We start from the raw sequence: 16,701 nt of genomic DNA, 5'->3' as shown, positions 1-16,701 counted from the left end.
CGGGTACCGTCTCGCAGCAACAGCATCGAGTCAAGAGTGACCCATGCCGAAGGACAAAGCCCACCCGAATGACCGCGTGCGGGCACGACCAACGCCCGCTGCCCGGTCCGCCATCGCGGGGGCCGCGCTTGGCGCGGTGATACCCGCGCCGCTCTCTGCCGGCCCTGCCGCCGGCATGCGCCTGTCCAGCCTGGCGTCACTCGGCACGCTGCGCGACATGCTCAAAAGCGACGCCATGGCGCGCGAGCAAACGCGTTGCCACGCCAAGCGCGAGCAGCGCGCCACGCAAGCGGCCGCCACCGAATTCCGCCGCGAGGTTGGCGACATCACCCCGCTCAAGCCCTCCGGCCGCGCGCCGCTGCCCCGCGTGCAACCACCGCCAGTGCCGCTGCAAACGCAGCGTGACGAGCAGGCCGTGCTCGAGGAGGCGTTGTCCGACGAATTCGATCCGGAAACGCTGCTCGACGTCGATGAATCGCTGTCTTATTGCCGGCCGGGCGTGGCGGCCGACGTCGTGCGCAAGCTGCGCAGCGGCACGTGGGTCGTGCAAGCACAGATCGACCTGCACGGACTGCGCCGCGATGAGGCACGCGAAGCCCTGGCGGCTTTCCTACGCGCGTCGCTCAAGCGAGGGTTGCGCTGCGTGCGCGTGATCCACGGCAAGGGCTTGGGCTCGATCGGTAAGGAACCGGTGCTCAAAGGCAAAGTACGCAGTTGGCTGGCACAAAAGGCCGAGGTGATTGCCTTCTGCCAAGCTCGGGCACACGACGGCGGAGCCGGTGCCGTACTCGTGCTGCTGCAGCCGGAGCCGCGTGGCTGACGCACGCCCGCGTCGCACGCACATCGCCGCCGGTGTTGGACTTGCCGTCGATGCGGTTCATCGCGATCGCCAGCGTCACACACAGCGCGGGCGACACGAATCAGACCGCCGCCTCGTTCTCTTCGCCGGTGCGTATCCGAATCACCCGCTCGATGTCAGCGACGAAGATCTTGCCGTCGCCGATCTTGCCCGTACGCGCGGCGCCGATGATCGCGTCGAGCGTCTGGTCGACCTGGTCGTTCGCGACCACGACCTCGATCTTTACCTTTGGCAGGAAGTCGACCACGTACTCCGCGCCGCGATAGAGTTCGGTATGCCCTTTTTGCCGGCCAAAGCCCTTGACCTCGGTTACGGTCAGTCCGGTCAGGCCCACCTCCGCGAGCGCTTCGCGCACCTCGTCGAGCTTAAAGGGCTTGATGATTGCAGTGATACGCTTCATGTTGTGCCTCACCTGTCCGATAGCAATGGAATGAAGTGATTCTAACCAGCGCGCGCGGGGCACGCGAGCGCGTGCACGACCCATCGACCGCGGCGGCGCGCCGCGCGCCGTTACGGTGCAGCGCCGTTGCCGCGTAGGCTCAGCCGGCCTCGCTGAAACGTGATGTGATCGGATAACGCCAATCCCGGCCGAACGCGCGGTGCGTGACGCGGATCCCAATCGGCGCCTGGCGCCGCTTGTATTCGTTGACCTTGATCAGCCGCGTGACCCGCTGCACATCGTCACGAGCATGGCCGGCCGCAACGATCTCCTCCAGCGACCGGTCCTCCTCCATGTACATCCGCATGATCGCATCCAGCACTTCATACGGCGGCAGGCTGTCCTGGTCGGTCTGGTTCTCGCGCAACTCGGCCGACGGCGCCCGAGTCAGGATCCGTTCCGGGATGATGTCACGCGTGGCAAACGTGGTCGCCGCGTTCCGATAGCGGCACAGCCGATACACCAGTGTCTTGGCGATATCTTTGATCACCGCAAAGCCACCCGCCATGTCCCCGTACAATGTGCAATAGCCTACGGCCATCTCACTCTTGTTGCCAGTGGTCAGTACGATCGAGCCAAATTTGTTCGACAACGCCATCAGCAACGTGCCGCGAATGCGAGCCTGGATATTCTCCTCAGTGGCGTCTTCGGGCAAGCCGGCAAATTGATCGCACAGCGATGTGCGAAACGCATCGAACATCGGACCGATCGCAATCTCGTCATAGCGCACGCCGACGCGCCGCGCCATCTCCGCCGCATCGGACGTGGACATATCCGTGGTATAGCGGGACGGCATCATGACCGCGCGCACGCGCTCGGCACCTAATGCGTCGCACGCGACGGCCAGTACCAGCGCCGAATCCACGCCGCCGGACAACCCGATGATCGCTCCCGGAAAGCCGTTCTTGTTCAAGTAATCGCGCACGCCAAGCACCAGCGCGGCATAGACCTGCGCCTCGACGCATTCGCGCGGTGCAATCTGGCCACGTTGCGCCTGTGCGCCGTCGAACTCGACAATCGCCGTTTGCTCGACAAATTGCGGCAGGCGTGCCACGAGCTCGCCCTGCGCATCGAGCACGAACGAGCCCCCGTCAAACACAAGCTCGTCTTGCGCGCCGACCAGGTTCAAGTAAACGGCCGGCATGCCGGTCTCGCGAATGCGCTCGCGCAGAATATCGACGCGCACCGCCTCCTTATTCATGTGATACGGCGAACCATTGGGCACGAGCAGCACCTGGGCGCCCGCCGCCTTCGCCAGCAACGCGGCCGATGGATGCCACGCATCTTCGCAGATGATGATGCCGAACTTCACGCCCTCCAGCTCGAACACAAACGGTTGTGGATTCGACGCAAAATACCGCTTTTCGTCGAACACCTCAGTATTGGGCAGTTCCTGCTTCAGGTAGGTGCCCGCAATTCGGCCGTCGACCAACAGCGACGCCGCGTTGAACGTGTCTACCGGCGGTACACCGCGCTCAACCGGCCTGTTTGGATTAACATCGCCTGTCGGTGCGCTGCAATGCGGATGGCCGACCAACACGCGCAGTCCGGCAAAGCGCGCAAGCTGAGCGGCCAACTCGCCGAGCGCCGCATGACTTGCCGTGTAAAACGCTGGACGCAGCAGCAGGTCTTCGGGCGGATAGCCGGATAACGCCAGTTCCGGTGCAATCATCAGCGACGCGCCAGCATCGTAGGCGGTGTGCGCGGCGGCGACGATTTTCGCCATATTGCCGGCAAAGTCGCCGACGGTCACGTTGATCTGGGCAAGAGCGATTTTCATGGACGAACGATGAACGAGTTGGCTTCACAGCGCATGAATGATTATCGCACGCGGATTTTGAGCTCACCGGCCGAGGTCGACGCGTCGCAATGGAACGCGCTACTCGCGCAGCAAGCGCAACCCACGCCGTTCCTGCGGCACGAATTCCTCAACGCGTTGCAGGCAACGCGTTGCGCGATTGTGGAAACCGGCTGGTCCGCGCAGTTCATCACACTGTGGCGGGATGCCCACGACGCAAACGGACGCACGCGCGAAGTGCTCGCGGCGGCGGCGCCGCTCTACGTCAAGCAACACAGCTACGGCGAGTACGTGTTTGACTGGGCGTGGGCCGATGCATACCAGCGTCATGGGTTACGCTATTACCCAAAACTGCTATGCGCGGTACCCTTTACGCCCGTGCAAGGCACGCGGCTGATGGCGGATTGCGACGACTCACGCCGCCGCTTGGCCGCCACGCTCGTCGCGGCGGCTGAACACGCCAACGTGTCATCGTTGCACGTACTTTACCCGGAGCCAGGAGACGCCGAACTGCTCGTAGAGGCGGGGATGCTGCTGCGCGAAGGCATGCAGTTCCATTGGCTGAACCGCGGGTATCGCCATTTCGACGACTTTTTGTCTACGCTCGAACAAAAGAAACGCAAGAACATCCGCGCCGAACGACGCAAGGTGCGTAACGCCGGTGTCACGCTACGCCGCGTGCCAGGCGAAGCCATCACCGCCAAGGAATGGGCGTTTTTCTCGCGCTGCTATCGTCAGACTTATCGCGAGCATCATTCGAGCCCCTACCTGAACCTGGACTTTTTCCGGATGATCGGCGCAACCATGCCGGAAAACCTGTTGCTCGTGCTCGCCGAACGCGCCGGTGCGCCGATTGCCAGCTCACTGCTCGTCTACGAACGCAACGCATCACCATTGCGGGGACAGGGCAAAGGTGTGTTGTATGGACGCTACTGGGGAGCGCTTGAACATGTCCCGTGCCTGCACTTCGAGACCGCGTACTATCAACCGCTGGAGTTTTGCATCGAGGCAGGCGTCGCCGCATTCGAGGGCGGCGCGCAGGGCGAGCACAAAATGGCCCGTGGCTTCCTGCCCACCCTGACCCACTCGACGCATTGGCTTGCCCACCCGGCGTTCGCGGATGCGGTCGCACGCTTTCTAGACAGCGAGGCCGGCGGCATCCACCGTTATATGGACGAGTTGCGCGAACACGATCCTTTTCGGTGCGGTGCGCAAGCGGCAGGCTGACATGGCCTGGCATCTGTACTTGATTGAATGCGCAAACGGCAGCATTTACACGGGCATTGCCGTTGACGTACAGGCGCGCTACGCCAAGCATGTTGACGGCACAGGCGCGCGTTACACGCGTGCGCACAAACCAGTGCGACTGCTGGCCACGTTCACCATGCCCGACCGTTCGACGGCATGTCGGACCGAATATCGGGTGAAGCGATTACCTGCGCACGAGAAACGCGCGCTTGCGCAAGGGCTGCGCGCGCTGCCCGACACGTCATCTGACTCACGCGCCTGCCGTAAAGCGGCGGCGTGACGGCTTACGGCAGATACCCCAAACCGGCCCGCCGGCACCCGCATTTCGCGCTTCCCGCCTCGTTCCACGTCCGGCGGCGATTGTTTGCGCAAATAAGACAGTGAATTCACAATATTGATCTTTATCCGCATCTGTCTGTGGCGTAACGTCCGGACTGGAGAATGCACGGAACAATTGCCATGACTGCCATTGCAAAACGCGCGGATCCTTGGCGGCAGACCGTCCGCTGTCTCGGCACCCGTGTGCGTGAAACCGCCGCGGATCGCCATGCTGCCGCCCCGTTCCCGTCAAAGACTGCTCGCCGTATCCGTTCGACTCAGCGCAGCAAAGATACCACCGTGGTAACACTAGGGCAGCAACACACCAACATGGCAGCGGGCAAGCCGACCATTCGTATACTTGATCGGCCTAGCAGCGTGACCGCAATTGTGTACTGGTCCGATGCGGCAACCTGTCATTATGGTTATCAGGGTTGGCGCCTGGCGGGAGCGGAAAAGGACGGCCAATGCGCGCTGAGCGGCCAGCCGGTGCGGCGCGGTGACCTCGTGTACCGACCGGCGCAACGCGAGCCAAGCCCCCGCAACGGCGACGCAATGATCCTGGCTAGCGTGATGCCGGAAACGGTCGAGGCCGAGGCTGCCTAGGCGGATCAGGCCGGTCCCGCCGGACGGCGCGGTCGCCGCAGCCGTACGCGAACGCGCTGCGCCCGCAAAAATCCGCCAAGTCGATCCAACCGCGGCGGGTTATCACCGATGGACGAGCCGGCCAGCGCACGTCGGTACGACGCGTCCGGCACGGCGCGTCGTTATAGCTTGTTGAAGTTCGCGACGCCGCTGGTGATTTCGTTGTGCGCGGCTTCGATACCTTCCCAACCTTCGACCTTGACCCACTTGCCCTTCTCGAGCGCCTTGTACTGCTCGAAGAAATGCGTGATCTGTTCCCTCAGATAGGCCGGCACGTCGTCGGCCGATTTCAGGTGCGCGGTCATCGGGCAGATCTTGTCGGCCGGCACCGCGATCAACTTCGCATCCTGGCCGGATTCATCCGTCATATTCAACATGCCCAACGCGCGGCAGCGCACGACTGAGCCCGCCAGCAACGGAAATGGCGTGATCACCAACACATCGACCGGATCGCCATCACCGGCGAGCGTTTGCGGGATGAATCCGTAGTTGGCCGGATAGCGCATGCCCGTGCCGATGAAACGGTCTACGACGAGCAGGCCCAACTGCATGTCCGCCTCGTACTTGACCGGGTCGCTTTGCGCCGGAATTTCAATAATGACGTTGAAATCTTGCGGCAGGTCCTTGCCGGACGGGACGTGATCGAAGCTCATGTCGAATTTCCTGGTAACGATAGAACGAACGGTGGAGGCGAAAGCCCGATTATATCAACCGACCCGCTGCGATCGCGTAACGAGTGTCCGATTCGGCTGTATTGCTTGACTTTCGTCGATCATCGCAAACTCGGCGCGATAATGGCCGGATTCGCAAGCCCGTACCTGATTGGCTGGCTCAAGGACCTGACCAGCAGCACGGAGTCCGGCCTATACTGAGTGGCGGGTTTCATGGCGCTCGGCTCGCTGGTGACGCTCAGCGCGCCCAAGCGCCGCGTATTGCGCTAGCGGGCACGGCGGCACAGAACGGCCGTCGCCGGCCCGCACATACTGCCCATCGCCAACGGGTCAGCATGGCGGATGCGCCAGCGACTGAATACGGCCGCCATCAGCAGGCAAATACGGACGTCACTGGCAACCTGTGCCTACGATCCGCCAGCGGCCGAATACGGCCGTCCTCGCGACGCCCGCTAGACGACATTCATCGCCGTAGCGCTGGCGCGGTAGTGTTCGGCGGCCTGCTGCGCGTGGCCCAACTGCTCATGCAGGCGTGCGAGCGTCCGGTGCGCACGGATCTTCAGCGGCTCGTTGTCCACGGCGAGCTTGAGCGCCTGCTCGAGGAATGCTTGGGCCTTGCCCCACAGCTTTTGCTGCAGGCACAGGCGGCCCAGCGTAAAGGACAGGTCGGGGTCCTCCTGGCGCTCCTTCTGCCAGGTTTCCGCGCGCTGGATCAACGGCAACGGATCGTCGCCCGCGCAGTCGGCGTAGCGGCGCAGCAGTCTAGGGTCCCAGTGATGCGTGAGCGCCTCTTCGACGATCTTGCGCGCATCGGCTGGGCGGTTCAGCGCGATCAGCAATTCCGCGGCCAAGTCCGCGATGCGGGGCGACTGGCGCTCGGCGGCGCTCAGCGATTGCCATAGTTGCAGCAGCGCATCGGGGTTATGACGCCGATCGCGCAGCAGATGCTCGGCGGCAAGTTGCTTCAGGCGCACCGATACCGCCGGGTGGATCGCCTCGCGCTTTTCCAAGGTCTTCACCAGCTTGAGCACTTCCGCCCAGTTCTTCAGCTGCTGCTGCGCACGCAACGCGATTTGCAACGCATGGATGCGCCGTCCCCCCTGCGCACGCATCTCGGTCAATGCCGCCAACGCCCCGTCGGCGTCGCGCGCATCCGCGCGCAATTCGGCGCTGGCCATCAACCGCGCCTCTTGCCAATCGTCGCCGGTCACCTGCGCCAGCCATTCGTCGCGACGCGCGAATTCGCGCATGCGATGTGCGGCAGCTGCGCCGATCAAGCCAGCCGGCGCCTTATTTGCGTCAAATGCACTGGCCTCGCGCGCGGCTTTCTCCGCGCGAGAGAAACGACCCGCGTACAAGTTGCCAATCGCCTCACGCAGCGCCTGATGCGCGTTGGCAAGCCGCACGCGCGCCCGGTACGCCGTGACCCGTTCGGGCATTTTCAGCACCGCGCGAATCGAGCGCACGACGATATAGAGCACGACGAACGACACGACCAGCGCCGCCACGAACAGGTTCAGCGAGATATCGATCCGATAGGGCGCCCAGACGATGAGCACGTGCCCCGCGTCTTGCGCGCCAACGATCGCCAGCAGCACGGCGACCGCGAACAGCGCCATCAGCCACAAGATTGCTCGAATTGCCATCGGTCAGCCCCGGCTCTTATTCTGATGGATTGCATTCAGGCTCGCGTCCAGGTTCGGCGGCTCGATGTGCGCCGCACCTTTTCGTACCTGCTCGAGCAACTCGCACGCGTTGTGCGTGGCCTGGGCCGACGGATCAAAGTACCGCGCGAGTGCCTGCTGCCCGGCCCGCAGGTCCGCATTCGTCCGCTTCTCGTCGCGCAAAAGCAGCGAGACGCGCGCGGACAGCAGCCGCAGCTTCACATTCTCACGCAACAGATAGCCCTGGTCTGGCGCGACCAGCATCGCGTCCGCGTTGTCGATGCGGCGCACCTGCACGAGACCAGTCAGTTGCGCCATCACGCCGGCCGCGAATGTATGCCACGCTGCCTTCCAGCGCGGCTCGCCATTGGCGGCGGCCTCCTTCGCCACGCCCGCCGGCGTGCCGGCACGCGGCTTGAGCGACGCAGCCGGCGCCTCGCCGGCCAACGGCAGGGTGTCCACCTGCGCGATCACGTCGTCGAGCTTGATAGCGAGTCCCGCCAGGTCCACGCTTGGCGCGGCCTTCAGCTTGTCGATATCCTGCGCGATCGCCTTGCGCACCGCAATGACCTGCGCCCCCGACGATGCCGCGAGCCGCGCGTCCGCGCTTTGCAGCGCGGACAACGCCAGGCCGACATTGCCAGTCAATTGCAGTTGCTGACTAGCGGACGAGATCGTCTGCTCAACTTCGGCCAGCGTCCAATCGTCGCGGTTCTTTGCCAGGTCCTGCAACGACGCCTGCAGCGCCTGATGCTGCGCCTGCACGTCGCCGACCCGGCCGGCGAGTTGAGCCAGCTGCGAATCCAGTTGACGTACCGCGCTCGCGGCCTCGTCGGCCTTGAGCCGAGTGTCGCGGCTTTGCACGTCGCTGGCCTGCTGGCGCGCGGCAAGTTGCTGCTGCAGCCGCTCGAGCTTGCGTTCGAGCGCGTAGCCGCCCGCGCCCGCGCCCGCCAGCACCACCACCGCGACGATCCACGCGAGCGCCGTGCTGACTGAGCGGCGGCGACGCTTCGATTCGTACGCAGGAAATGGCGCATCCGGTGGGACGTTGGCCGCGGCGGGGCGCGCCGGTTGCGCCGCTTGCGGCACCACATCCGGCGCTGGCTGGGAATCTTTGGAGTCTGTCATGCGTGATTGAGCCGATTGCGATTGAAACTTCGAAAAGGAAGCTGCTTGAGTGATCGGTGAAAACACCGCTCGCAGTGCACTGACGATCGCCTGATCGCCCGCGCCGGACACCGTAATCGTATCAAAACCCGCTGTGCGCGCCGTATCGCCAATGCGCGGATGCGGTGTGACGATCGGTGCGCGCTTGAGCGCGACAACCTCGTCGCGATTCAGATGCTCGCGCGCCAACTCCTCTAGGTTGCGCACGCCTTCCGAGCTAGTCAATACCCAAGCGTGCGGCTGGCCGGCGAGCAGCGCGTGCACGCGTTGCCATACGTCAAGGCTCGGCTCAGGCAGCCGTCGCTGGTACGCACCGAGCACCTGGACGATCGCGCCATGTGCACGCAGCGTCTCGGCGAGCAACTCACGGCCGCCGTCGCCGCGCACCAGCAACACGCGTCGTCCTTGCAACGCGGTGAGCCCGTCCGGCGCGAAGGCAGTGGCGAGCGCGCCAATCAACGCCTCGGAATCGTAGCGCGGCGCATTCCCGCCCGCATACGAGTCGGACGAGACCTGCACTGCAGGGGTATCGTCGAGCCACGGCGGCTCGCCAGCGTGAGAAGCGCCCGCGCCACCATCCTTGCTGCCATCCTTGCCGCCGTCGTGCACCGGCACCTGCAGCGCGACGCGCACCGCATCGCCGGGCGCGATAATCCGATGCGTGTGCGGCTGCACGCCGTGGTGCGCCAACGCCCGCACCGTGCCCGGCCCCACGCCGGCGACCGGTACCGTGGCCGGCCACGAGAAAGCGGGCGGCGGCGCGGCGGCGGCCGACGCATGCGTCGAAGACGTATCAGCCGACGACGTATCTGCCAACGATGCATCCGCCGCCGACGTATCCGCCGACAATGCATCGGCAGGCGGTACGTCCACCGCAGATGCGCTTTCCGACGATGCCTTTGACCGAGCTGCGGCGAGCGCCGCAAATGCGCGATCCACCGCGTTCGGCGACACGAATATCACCAGCGCATAACGCTCGAGGTCGAGCAACGCGTCGACCAGCGGCGCATTGTCCGTCGCGTCGGCAATATCGATCAGCGGAAACTCGAAGCCATCGAGCCCAGCCGCGGCAAGCGCGGCCAGCAGTTCGGCGCTTTGTCCCGCCGGGCGCGTAATCACCACGGTCGGATGTGCCGCAACAGGCGCACCGGCCTCGCCCGCGGCCGCCGGCCGTGACGTGGGAGGAAGCAGCGTCTGCGTCACGATTGGCCACCCTCCATCACGCGGCTCCGTCGCGCGACGCGTCAAGCAGTGGCTGCACGATCTGCAGCGCGCCCTGCGCCTGCAACTGCTGTACCACGCGCAGGCCGAGCGCCAATGCACCGGCCATGTCCGTCGGCGCCGCGCTGCCATACGCGGCCAGTACGCGGCTGCCGTCGGGCGTGGCGACCGACGCCCGCAGTTGCAGCACGTCGCCCTGCCACTGCGCATACGCGGCGAGCGGCACCTCGCAGCTGCCGCCCAGCGCGCGCGACACGGCCCGCTCGGCCTCCACGGCCAGCGCGGTGCGCATGTCGAGCAACGGCGCGAGCCACTGGTGCAGGTCGGCACGCGAGGCGCGGATCTCGATGCCGAGCGCCCCCTGCCCGGGCGCCGGCAGGCTATCGGCGGGATCCAGCAGCGTGCGAATCCGCGCCGCGAGGCCAAGCCGCTTGAGCCCGGCGGCCGCGAGGATGATCGCCGCGTAGTCGCCACGGTCGAGCTTCGCCAGCCGGGTGTCCAGATTGCCGCGCAGCGGCTTGATCACCAGATGCGGATAGCGGTGGCGCAACATTGCCTCGCGGCGCAGGCTCGATGTCCCCACCACGGCACCCGCCGGCAATTGCGCCAACGAGGCAAATTGCGACGACACGAACGCATCGCGCGGGTCTTCCCGCGTGAGGACCACCGGCAGCGCAAAGCCATCGGGCAGCATCATCGGTACGTCCTTGAGCGAGTGAACCGCTAGGTCTGCGCGGCCATCCGCCAGCGCATTCTCCAATTCCTTGACGAATAACCCTTTGCCGCCCACCTTGGACAACGCGCGGTCCAGGATCTGGTCGCCGCGTGTGGTCATACCGAGGATCTTCACGTCGCAAGACGGATATAATTTGTGCAGCGCACGGCCCACATGCTCGGCTTGCCACAGCGCAAGCCGGCTCTCACGCGAGGCGATCACCAGCGTCGCGGGCGGTATCGCGCATTGCATCTCGAGACTCAAGTCGACCTCGTATCCAATCGGGATGTGATAACAGATCAAATGGTAGCACGCACCCTTCGGCGTCCCGATGCTGCGCGCGGATGCCGGAACCCTTCAATCGCCAGTTTGAGGAATTGCTTGTGACTGCTTCCGGATCGGCCGCTGCCGCGCGCCACAACGCCAAAACCGCCTCTACCGCCTCTACCGCCTCTACCGCCTCTACCGCCCCCGGCGCCGCGCCCGCACGGCCGACCCCGACCGCGGTGACGCCGCCGGCGCACGCCGCGGCATCGACCGCGCGCAGCCGCACCCGCGAGGACAAGGACGGGCCGCTGTTCGAGGACATCCGCTTCCTCGGCCGGCTGCTTGGCGACGTGGTCCGCGAGCAGGAGGGAGACGCCGTATTCGACGTGGTTGAGACGATCCGCCAATCAGCGGTGAAATTCCGCCGCGAGGACGACATCGACGCGGCCAAGAAGCTGGACAAGATGCTCAAGGGTCTCACACCGGAGCAAACGGTCAGCGTGGTGCGCGCATTCAGCTACTTCTCACATCTAGCAAACATTGCCGAGGATTGCCACCATAACCGCCGCCGGCGCATCCATGCGCTAGCCGGCTCCGCCCCGCAGGCAGGTACCGTCGCATACGCCCTTGCGCGGCTGGCCAAAAGCGGCGGCGAATCGCTGTCCTCGCTGAAGACATGCTTCGACACCGGGCTGATCGTGCCGGTGCTCACCGCGCATCCCACCGAGGTGCAACGCAAGAGCATCCTGGATGCGCAGCACGACATCGCACGCTTGCTGGCCGAGCGTGACCAGCCGCTCACCGCACGCGAGCGCGCAGCCAACGAAGCGCTGCTGCGCGCCCGCGTCACCTCGCTGTGGCAGACCCGCATGCTGCGTGGCTCACGGCTCACGGTTGCCGACGAGATCGAAAACGCGCTGTCGTACTATCGCGCGACCTTCTTGGACGAGATCCCCGCGTTGTACGCGGACATCGAACAGGCACTGGCCGAGCACGGCCTGCCCACCCGACTGCCGCCGTTCTTGCAAATGGGCAGTTGGATCGGCGGTGACCGCGACGGCAATCCGAACGTGACGGCGGCCACGCTCGAGCGGGCGATCACGCGCCAGGCGGCGGTGATCTTCCAACACTATTTAGAGCAGGTGCACCGGCTCGGCGCGGAGCTGTCCGTCTCAGAGCTGCTGGCAGGCTCCAGCGACGCGCTGAAGCAACTGGCGGATACCTCGCCCGATACTTCCCCGCACCGCGTGGACGAGCCGTATCGGCGCGCGCTGATCGGCGTCTATGCGCGGCTGGCCGCCACCGCGCGCGCACTGCTCGGCGACGCAGCCGTCTTGATCCGTGGCGAACACCGCGACGCGGTGCCCTACGCGTCGCCCGACGCATTGCGCGCCGACCTGCAGGTGTTGATCGACTCACTGCAGGCGCGCCATGGCGCGTCGCTCGCCGCCCCCCGGCTGTCACCGCTCGCGCGCGCGGTCGAAGTCTTCGGCTTTCATCTTGCGAGCATCGACCTGCGGCAAAGTTCGGATGTCCACGAAGCCGTGCTGACCGAACTGTTTGCCCGTGCCGGCGTGGTCGACGACTATGCCGCGCTGTCCGAGGATGACAAGCTGGCGCTGCTGCTGGCTGAACTGGCGCAGCCTCGCGCTTTGCGCCTGCCGTACGCGGAATACTCGCCGCTAGTGCATAGCGAGCTTGCCGTGCTGGAAGCCACGCGTGTAATACGGCAGCGCTTTGGCGAGCGGGCCGTACGCAACTACATTATCTCCCATACCGAGACTGTCTCAGACCTGGTCGAAGTGATGCTGCTGCAAAAGGAAACCGGCCTGATGCATGGCAGCATGCCCGCCGCGGCCCCACAGGCCGGCAACGGCCGGCACGCGCCACATGCCAGGCAGGGCGCGCCGCGCGTCAGTTTGATGGTGATTCCCCTGTTCGAGACAATTGCCGACCTGCGTCACGCGCCGCGCATCATGGAAGCGCTGCTGGCGCTGCCGGGCATGGACTCGATCGTGCGCCACCAGGGCGGCGAACAGGAAGTGATGCTCGGCTACTCGGACAGCAACAAGGACGGCGGCTTCCTCACGTCGAACTGGGAACTGTATCGGGCCGAACTCGCGCTGGTCGCGCTGTTCCGCGAACACGGCATGAGACTGCGTCTGTTTCACGGCCGAGGCGGCACGGTCGGGCGCGGCGGCGGCCCGACCTATCAGGCGATCCTGTCGCAGCCACCGGGCACCGTGGATGGGCAGATCCGGTTGACCGAACAGGGCGAGGTGATCGCCAGCAAGTTTGGCAATCCGGAAATTGGCCGCCGCAATCTCGAAACCGTGGTTGCTGCGACGCTGGAGGCGACGTTGCAGCCGCATGCTCAGTCCCCCCGCGCGCTGCCGCAGTTCGAGGCCCTGATGCAGACGCTGTCGGACACGGCGATGTCGGCATACCGCGCGCTCGTGTACGAGACCCCGGGTTTCACCGATTATTTTTTTGAGTCCACGCCGATTGCCGAGATCGCGGAACTCAATATCGGCAGCCGCCCCGCGTCGCGCAAACTGCACGATCCCAAGCATCGCCGCATTGAAGACTTGCGCGCGATTCCATGGGGCTTCTCGTGGGGTCAATGCCGTCTGCTGCTCACCGGCTGGTACGGCTTTGGCAGCGCGATCAGCGCGTACCTGGATGCCGCGCCGGATGCGGTGGACCGGGAAAAACGCGTGGCGCTGCTGCGCAAAATGGTCAAGACGTGGCCGTTCTTCTCGAACCTGCTGTCCAACATGGACATGGTGCTCGCCAAATCGGATCTGGCGGTCGCGTCACGCTACGCGCAACTGGTATCGGACAAGAAGCTTCGCAAACAGGTATTCGGTCGGATCGTCGCCGAATGGCATCGCACCACGGACGCGCTCGCGCAGATCACCGGCCATTCATCGCGGCTGGCGGACAATCCGCTGCTCGCCCGCTCGATCAAGAACCGCTTCCCGTACCTCGATCCGCTGAACCACTTGCAGGTCGAACTGCTGCGCCGGCACCGCGCGGGCACCACGAACGCCCGGCTGCGCCGCGGCATTCACTTAACGATCAACGGGATCGCCGCAGGGTTGCGCAACACGGGCTGACGCCGATGCTGGCAATACGGCGTGAGCTGTACAATACGCATCTGCGTTGTACCAGTACAAGATCGCTCGCTATCCTGGTATCGATGACTTCCCGGATCATGACGACCGCTTCGCCTGCTGCATCGGGTGCCGCACGTCGCGGCGCTCGCGAATTCGCTTCGCGCGCCGACGCGTCAGCCGCGCGCGCGCTCGGCGATTTCATCCGCTCGCATCGTGAACGGCTCACGCCGGCCGACGTCGGCCTGCCGCGCGGGACGCGGCGCCGCACGCCGGGCCTGCGACGCGAGGAAGTGGCGCAATTGTGCGACGTCAGCGCCACGTGGTACACGTGGATCGAGCAGGGTCGTCCCGTGTCGGCGTCCGCCGACGCGCTGGCGCGGATTGCCGTCGCATTGCGGCTGTCGCGCGCGGAACGGGCCTATCTGTTTGAGCTTGCTGCGCAGCGCGATCCCGCCGAGCCGGACGCGAGCGCGGCCGACGTGCCCGCGGCGCTGCTGGCCAGCGTCGGGCTGATCGCCGCCCCCGCCTACGTGCTAAACCCGCAGTGGAACGCGCTCGCCTGGAACGCGGCGGCAGCGGAATTGTTCATCGGCTGGCTCGACGCGGCCAAGCCGACCGCGACCGCCGGCGTGCTGGTCCCGCGGGACGCGCAAGGCCACGGCACCAATCTGCTGCGTTATACCTTCACATCGCCGGCCGCGCGCACGCTGATCGTCGACTGGGAAACCCGCGCACGCCGGCTCGTCGCCGAATTCCGCGCCGACTCGATCCGACACTTGAACGATGCCCCCACGCGCGCGCTACTCGACGCGCTGATTGCGCAATGCGACCCGTTCGCGCGCTTCTGGGCATCGCAGGATGTGTTTGAGCGCGAGGGCGGCCGGCGCGAGTTCGATCATCCGGCACGCGGGCGCCTCGCCTACGATCAGATCACCTTCGTGCCGGCCCAGCGCGACGACATGAAACTCGTGGTGCTCATCGCGCAACACGAGCCGCACGGCGAAGCGCCCACCGCGGCCGCCGCGCACGACGCCAATACCACGCTGCCGCGATGCTAGAATGCTCGTCTTTGCCGCACGGCGGTGCGGCAAGCGGCATCCTCCACTATTGCGGCATCCTGTCATGACTTCCCAATTGCACAAAAAGGGCGAAGCCTGGTCGGCGCGTTTTTCTGAGCCGATGTCCGAGCTTGTCAAGCGCTATACGTCGTCCGTGTTCTTCGATAAGCGGCTCGCGCTCGTCGACATCGAGGGCTCGCTCGCGCACGCGGCGATGCTCGGCGCGCAACGGATCATCAGCGACGACGACGTCGCAGCGATCCGCACAGGCATGGAACAAATCCGCGGCGAGATCGAGCGCGGCGAATTCGAATGGCAGCTAGACCTCGAAGACGTCCACCTGAATATCGAGGCCCGACTGACCGCACTGATCGGCAACGCGGGCAAGCGGCTGCACACCGGGCGCTCACGCAACGACCAGGTCGCCACCGATATCCGGCTCTGGCTGCGCGGCGAGATCGACCGGATCAGCGCGCTGCTCAAGGGTTTGCGACGCGCGCTGCTCGAGCTCGCGGAACGGTATGCCGACACGATCCTGCCGGGCTTCACGCACCTGCAAGTCGCGCAACCGGTGACCTTTGGCCACCATCTGCTGGCGTACGTGGAGATGTTTACACGCGACACCGAGCGGATGCTCGACTGCCGCAAGCGGGTCAACCGGCTGCCGTTGGGCGCGGCGGCGCTCGCGGGCACCAGCTATCCGATCGACCGCGAGCAAGTCGCCAGGACGCTCGGTTTCGACGGCGTCTGCGCAAATTCACTCGATGCGGTGTCAGACCGGGACTTCGCGATCGAATTCACGGCGGCCGCAGCGCTGGTCATGACGCACGTGTCGCGGCTGTCCGAGGAGCTGGTACTGTGGATGAGCCCGCGCGTTGGCTTCATCGACCTGGCCGATCGTTTCTGCACCGGCTCGTCGATCATGCCGCAGAAGAAAAACCCCGACGTGCCCGAGCTTGCGCGCGGCAAGACCGGCCGCGTGAACGGACACCTGATCGCACTGCTCACGCTCATGAAGGGCCAACCGCTCGCGTACAACAAGGACAATCAGGAAGACAAGGAGCCGCTGTTTGATACCGTTGACACGGTGGCCGATACGCTGCGCATCTTCACCGAAATGGTCGCCGGCATCACAGTCAAGCCGGATACGATGCGGGCTGCAGCACTGCAGGGCTTTTCGACTGCGACCGACCTGGCCGATTACCTCGTCAAGCGTGGCTTGCCGTTTCGCGACGCACACGAAGCGGTGGCGCATGCGGTACGAGTCTGCGTGGACCGGCACTGTGACCTGGCGGACCTGACGCTTGACCAGTTGCGCGCCGAGCTGCCGAAAGTCGCGTCGCTGTTGGGTGACGACGTGTTCGACTACCTGACACTGGAAGGCTCGGTCGCCAGCCGCAATCACGTGGGCGGCACGGCGCCGCAGCAGGTGCGTGCCGCTATCGCGGCTGCACGCGCCGCGCTGTCCCAGTAGCGGCGGCGCGCGGCTATTGGCCGACTATCGCACCATTG

General features: G+C 65.3%; 13 protein-coding genes. 7 read left to right on the top strand and 6 right to left on the bottom strand.

All coding sequences use genetic code 11. The annotated features are described in order from the left end of the window. The first annotated feature begins 43 nt into the window (after positions 1-43). Positions 44-820 (top strand): Smr/MutS family protein, encoded by a 777-nt coding sequence (locus tag KQH60_RS03060; protein WP_237575110.1) that lies wholly within the window; start codon positions 44-46, stop codon positions 818-820. Between the two features lie 100 nt (positions 821-920). On the opposite strand, the gene KQH60_RS03055 is transcribed toward KQH60_RS03060, so the two are convergent. Further along, entirely contained in the window at positions 921-1,259 is a 339-nt protein-coding gene (locus tag KQH60_RS03055; RefSeq protein WP_237575109.1) for a P-II family nitrogen regulator, read from the bottom strand. A 139-nt stretch (positions 1,260-1,398) separates the two neighbouring features. Further along, on the bottom strand, positions 1,399-3,078 hold the full coding sequence (locus KQH60_RS03050; RefSeq protein WP_237575108.1) for an NAD+ synthase: 1,680 nt from the start codon (positions 3,076-3,078) through the stop codon (positions 1,399-1,401). Between the two features lie 18 nt (positions 3,079-3,096). Here KQH60_RS03050 and KQH60_RS03045 point away from each other — a divergent pair, with 18 nt between their 5' ends. The 3 genes from KQH60_RS03045 (at position 3,097) to KQH60_RS14975 (ending at position 5,268) form a co-directional block, all read left to right on the top strand. Next, the gene (locus tag KQH60_RS03045; RefSeq protein ID WP_237575294.1) at positions 3,097-4,323 is read left to right on the top strand and encodes a GNAT family N-acetyltransferase; all 1,227 of its coding nucleotides are present in this window, start codon (positions 3,097-3,099) and stop codon (positions 4,321-4,323) included. A 1-nt stretch (position 4,324) separates the two neighbouring features. After that, positions 4,325-4,624, top strand: coding sequence for a GIY-YIG nuclease family protein (locus tag KQH60_RS03040; RefSeq protein ID WP_237575107.1), 300 nt, complete (start codon positions 4,325-4,327; stop codon positions 4,622-4,624). Between the two features lie 161 nt (positions 4,625-4,785). Then, the gene (locus tag KQH60_RS14975) at positions 4,786-5,268 is read left to right on the top strand and encodes a DUF3331 domain-containing protein (RefSeq protein ID WP_368669313.1); all 483 of its coding nucleotides are present in this window, start codon (positions 4,786-4,788) and stop codon (positions 5,266-5,268) included. 161 nt (positions 5,269-5,429) lie between these two features. On the opposite strand, the gene ppa is transcribed toward KQH60_RS14975, so the two are convergent. The 4 genes from ppa to hemC all read right to left on the bottom strand — a co-directional run bounded on the left by ppa (position 5,430) and on the right by hemC (position 10,997). Next, on the bottom strand, positions 5,430-5,960 hold the full coding sequence (gene ppa, locus KQH60_RS03030; protein WP_237575105.1) for an inorganic diphosphatase: 531 nt from the start codon (positions 5,958-5,960) through the stop codon (positions 5,430-5,432). Positions 5,961-6,430: 470 nt separating this feature from the next. Continuing rightward, positions 6,431-7,624 carry a heme biosynthesis protein HemY gene (locus KQH60_RS03025; RefSeq protein WP_237575104.1) on the bottom strand — a complete coding sequence of 398 codons (1,194 nt, stop codon included), beginning with the start codon at positions 7,622-7,624 and terminating at the stop codon, positions 6,431-6,433. 3 nt (positions 7,625-7,627) lie between these two features. Continuing rightward, positions 7,628-9,895: a fused uroporphyrinogen-III synthase HemD/membrane protein HemX gene (gene hemDX / locus KQH60_RS03020; RefSeq protein ID WP_237575293.1), complete on the bottom strand. Its 2,268-nt coding sequence runs from the start codon at positions 9,893-9,895 to the stop codon at positions 7,628-7,630. Positions 9,896-10,028: 133 nt separating this feature from the next. Continuing rightward, positions 10,029-10,997 carry a hydroxymethylbilane synthase gene (gene hemC, locus KQH60_RS03015; protein WP_237575292.1) on the bottom strand — a complete coding sequence of 323 codons (969 nt, stop codon included), beginning with the start codon at positions 10,995-10,997 and terminating at the stop codon, positions 10,029-10,031. A 131-nt stretch (positions 10,998-11,128) separates the two neighbouring features. On the opposite strand from hemC, the gene ppc reads away from it, so the two are divergent. The 3 genes from ppc (at position 11,129) to argH (ending at position 16,663) form a co-directional block, all read left to right on the top strand. Beyond that, complete coding sequence (ppc, locus tag KQH60_RS03010) at positions 11,129-14,131, top strand: phosphoenolpyruvate carboxylase (protein ID WP_237575103.1); 3,003 nt, start codon at positions 11,129-11,131, stop codon at positions 14,129-14,131. 83 nt (positions 14,132-14,214) lie between these two features. Beyond that, entirely contained in the window at positions 14,215-15,189 is a 975-nt protein-coding gene (locus tag KQH60_RS03005; protein ID WP_237575102.1) for a helix-turn-helix transcriptional regulator, read from the top strand. Positions 15,190-15,253: 64 nt separating this feature from the next. Then, a complete protein-coding gene (gene argH / locus KQH60_RS03000; RefSeq protein WP_237575101.1) occupies positions 15,254-16,663 on the top strand; it encodes an argininosuccinate lyase in 1,410 nt (469 codons plus the stop codon). Positions 16,664-16,701: the final 38 nt, after the last annotated feature.

The organism is Mycetohabitans sp. B8 (assembly GCF_021991875.1).
Classification (GTDB): Bacteria; Pseudomonadota; Gammaproteobacteria; order Burkholderiales; family Burkholderiaceae; genus Mycetohabitans.
Note: the sequence above shows the minus strand (reverse complement) of the source record. Positions and strands in the feature narration are given on the sequence as shown.

Excerpts from the sequence above, each read along its gene's own strand:
- KQH60_RS03060 (WP_237575110.1), top strand. The coding sequence starts at position 44 with ATGCCGAAGGACAAAGCCCACCCGAATGACCGCGTGCGGGCACGACCA.
- KQH60_RS03055 (WP_237575109.1), bottom strand. The coding sequence starts at position 1,259 with ATGAAGCGTATCACTGCAATCATCAAGCCCTTTAAGCTCGACGAGGTG.
- KQH60_RS03050 (WP_237575108.1), bottom strand. The coding sequence starts at position 3,078 with ATGAAAATCGCTCTTGCCCAGATCAACGTGACCGTCGGCGACTTTGCC.
- KQH60_RS03040 (WP_237575107.1), top strand. The coding sequence starts at position 4,325 with ATGGCCTGGCATCTGTACTTGATTGAATGCGCAAACGGCAGCATTTAC.
- KQH60_RS14975 (WP_368669313.1), top strand. The coding sequence starts at position 4,786 with ATGCACGGAACAATTGCCATGACTGCCATTGCAAAACGCGCGGATCCT.
- ppa (WP_237575105.1), bottom strand. The coding sequence starts at position 5,960 with ATGAGCTTCGATCACGTCCCGTCCGGCAAGGACCTGCCGCAAGATTTC.
- KQH60_RS03025 (WP_237575104.1), bottom strand. The coding sequence starts at position 7,624 with ATGGCAATTCGAGCAATCTTGTGGCTGATGGCGCTGTTCGCGGTCGCC.
- hemC (WP_237575292.1), bottom strand. The coding sequence starts at position 10,997 with ATGCAATGCGCGATACCGCCCGCGACGCTGGTGATCGCCTCGCGTGAG.
- KQH60_RS03005 (WP_237575102.1), top strand. The coding sequence starts at position 14,215 with ATGACTTCCCGGATCATGACGACCGCTTCGCCTGCTGCATCGGGTGCC.
- argH (WP_237575101.1), top strand. The coding sequence starts at position 15,254 with ATGACTTCCCAATTGCACAAAAAGGGCGAAGCCTGGTCGGCGCGTTTT.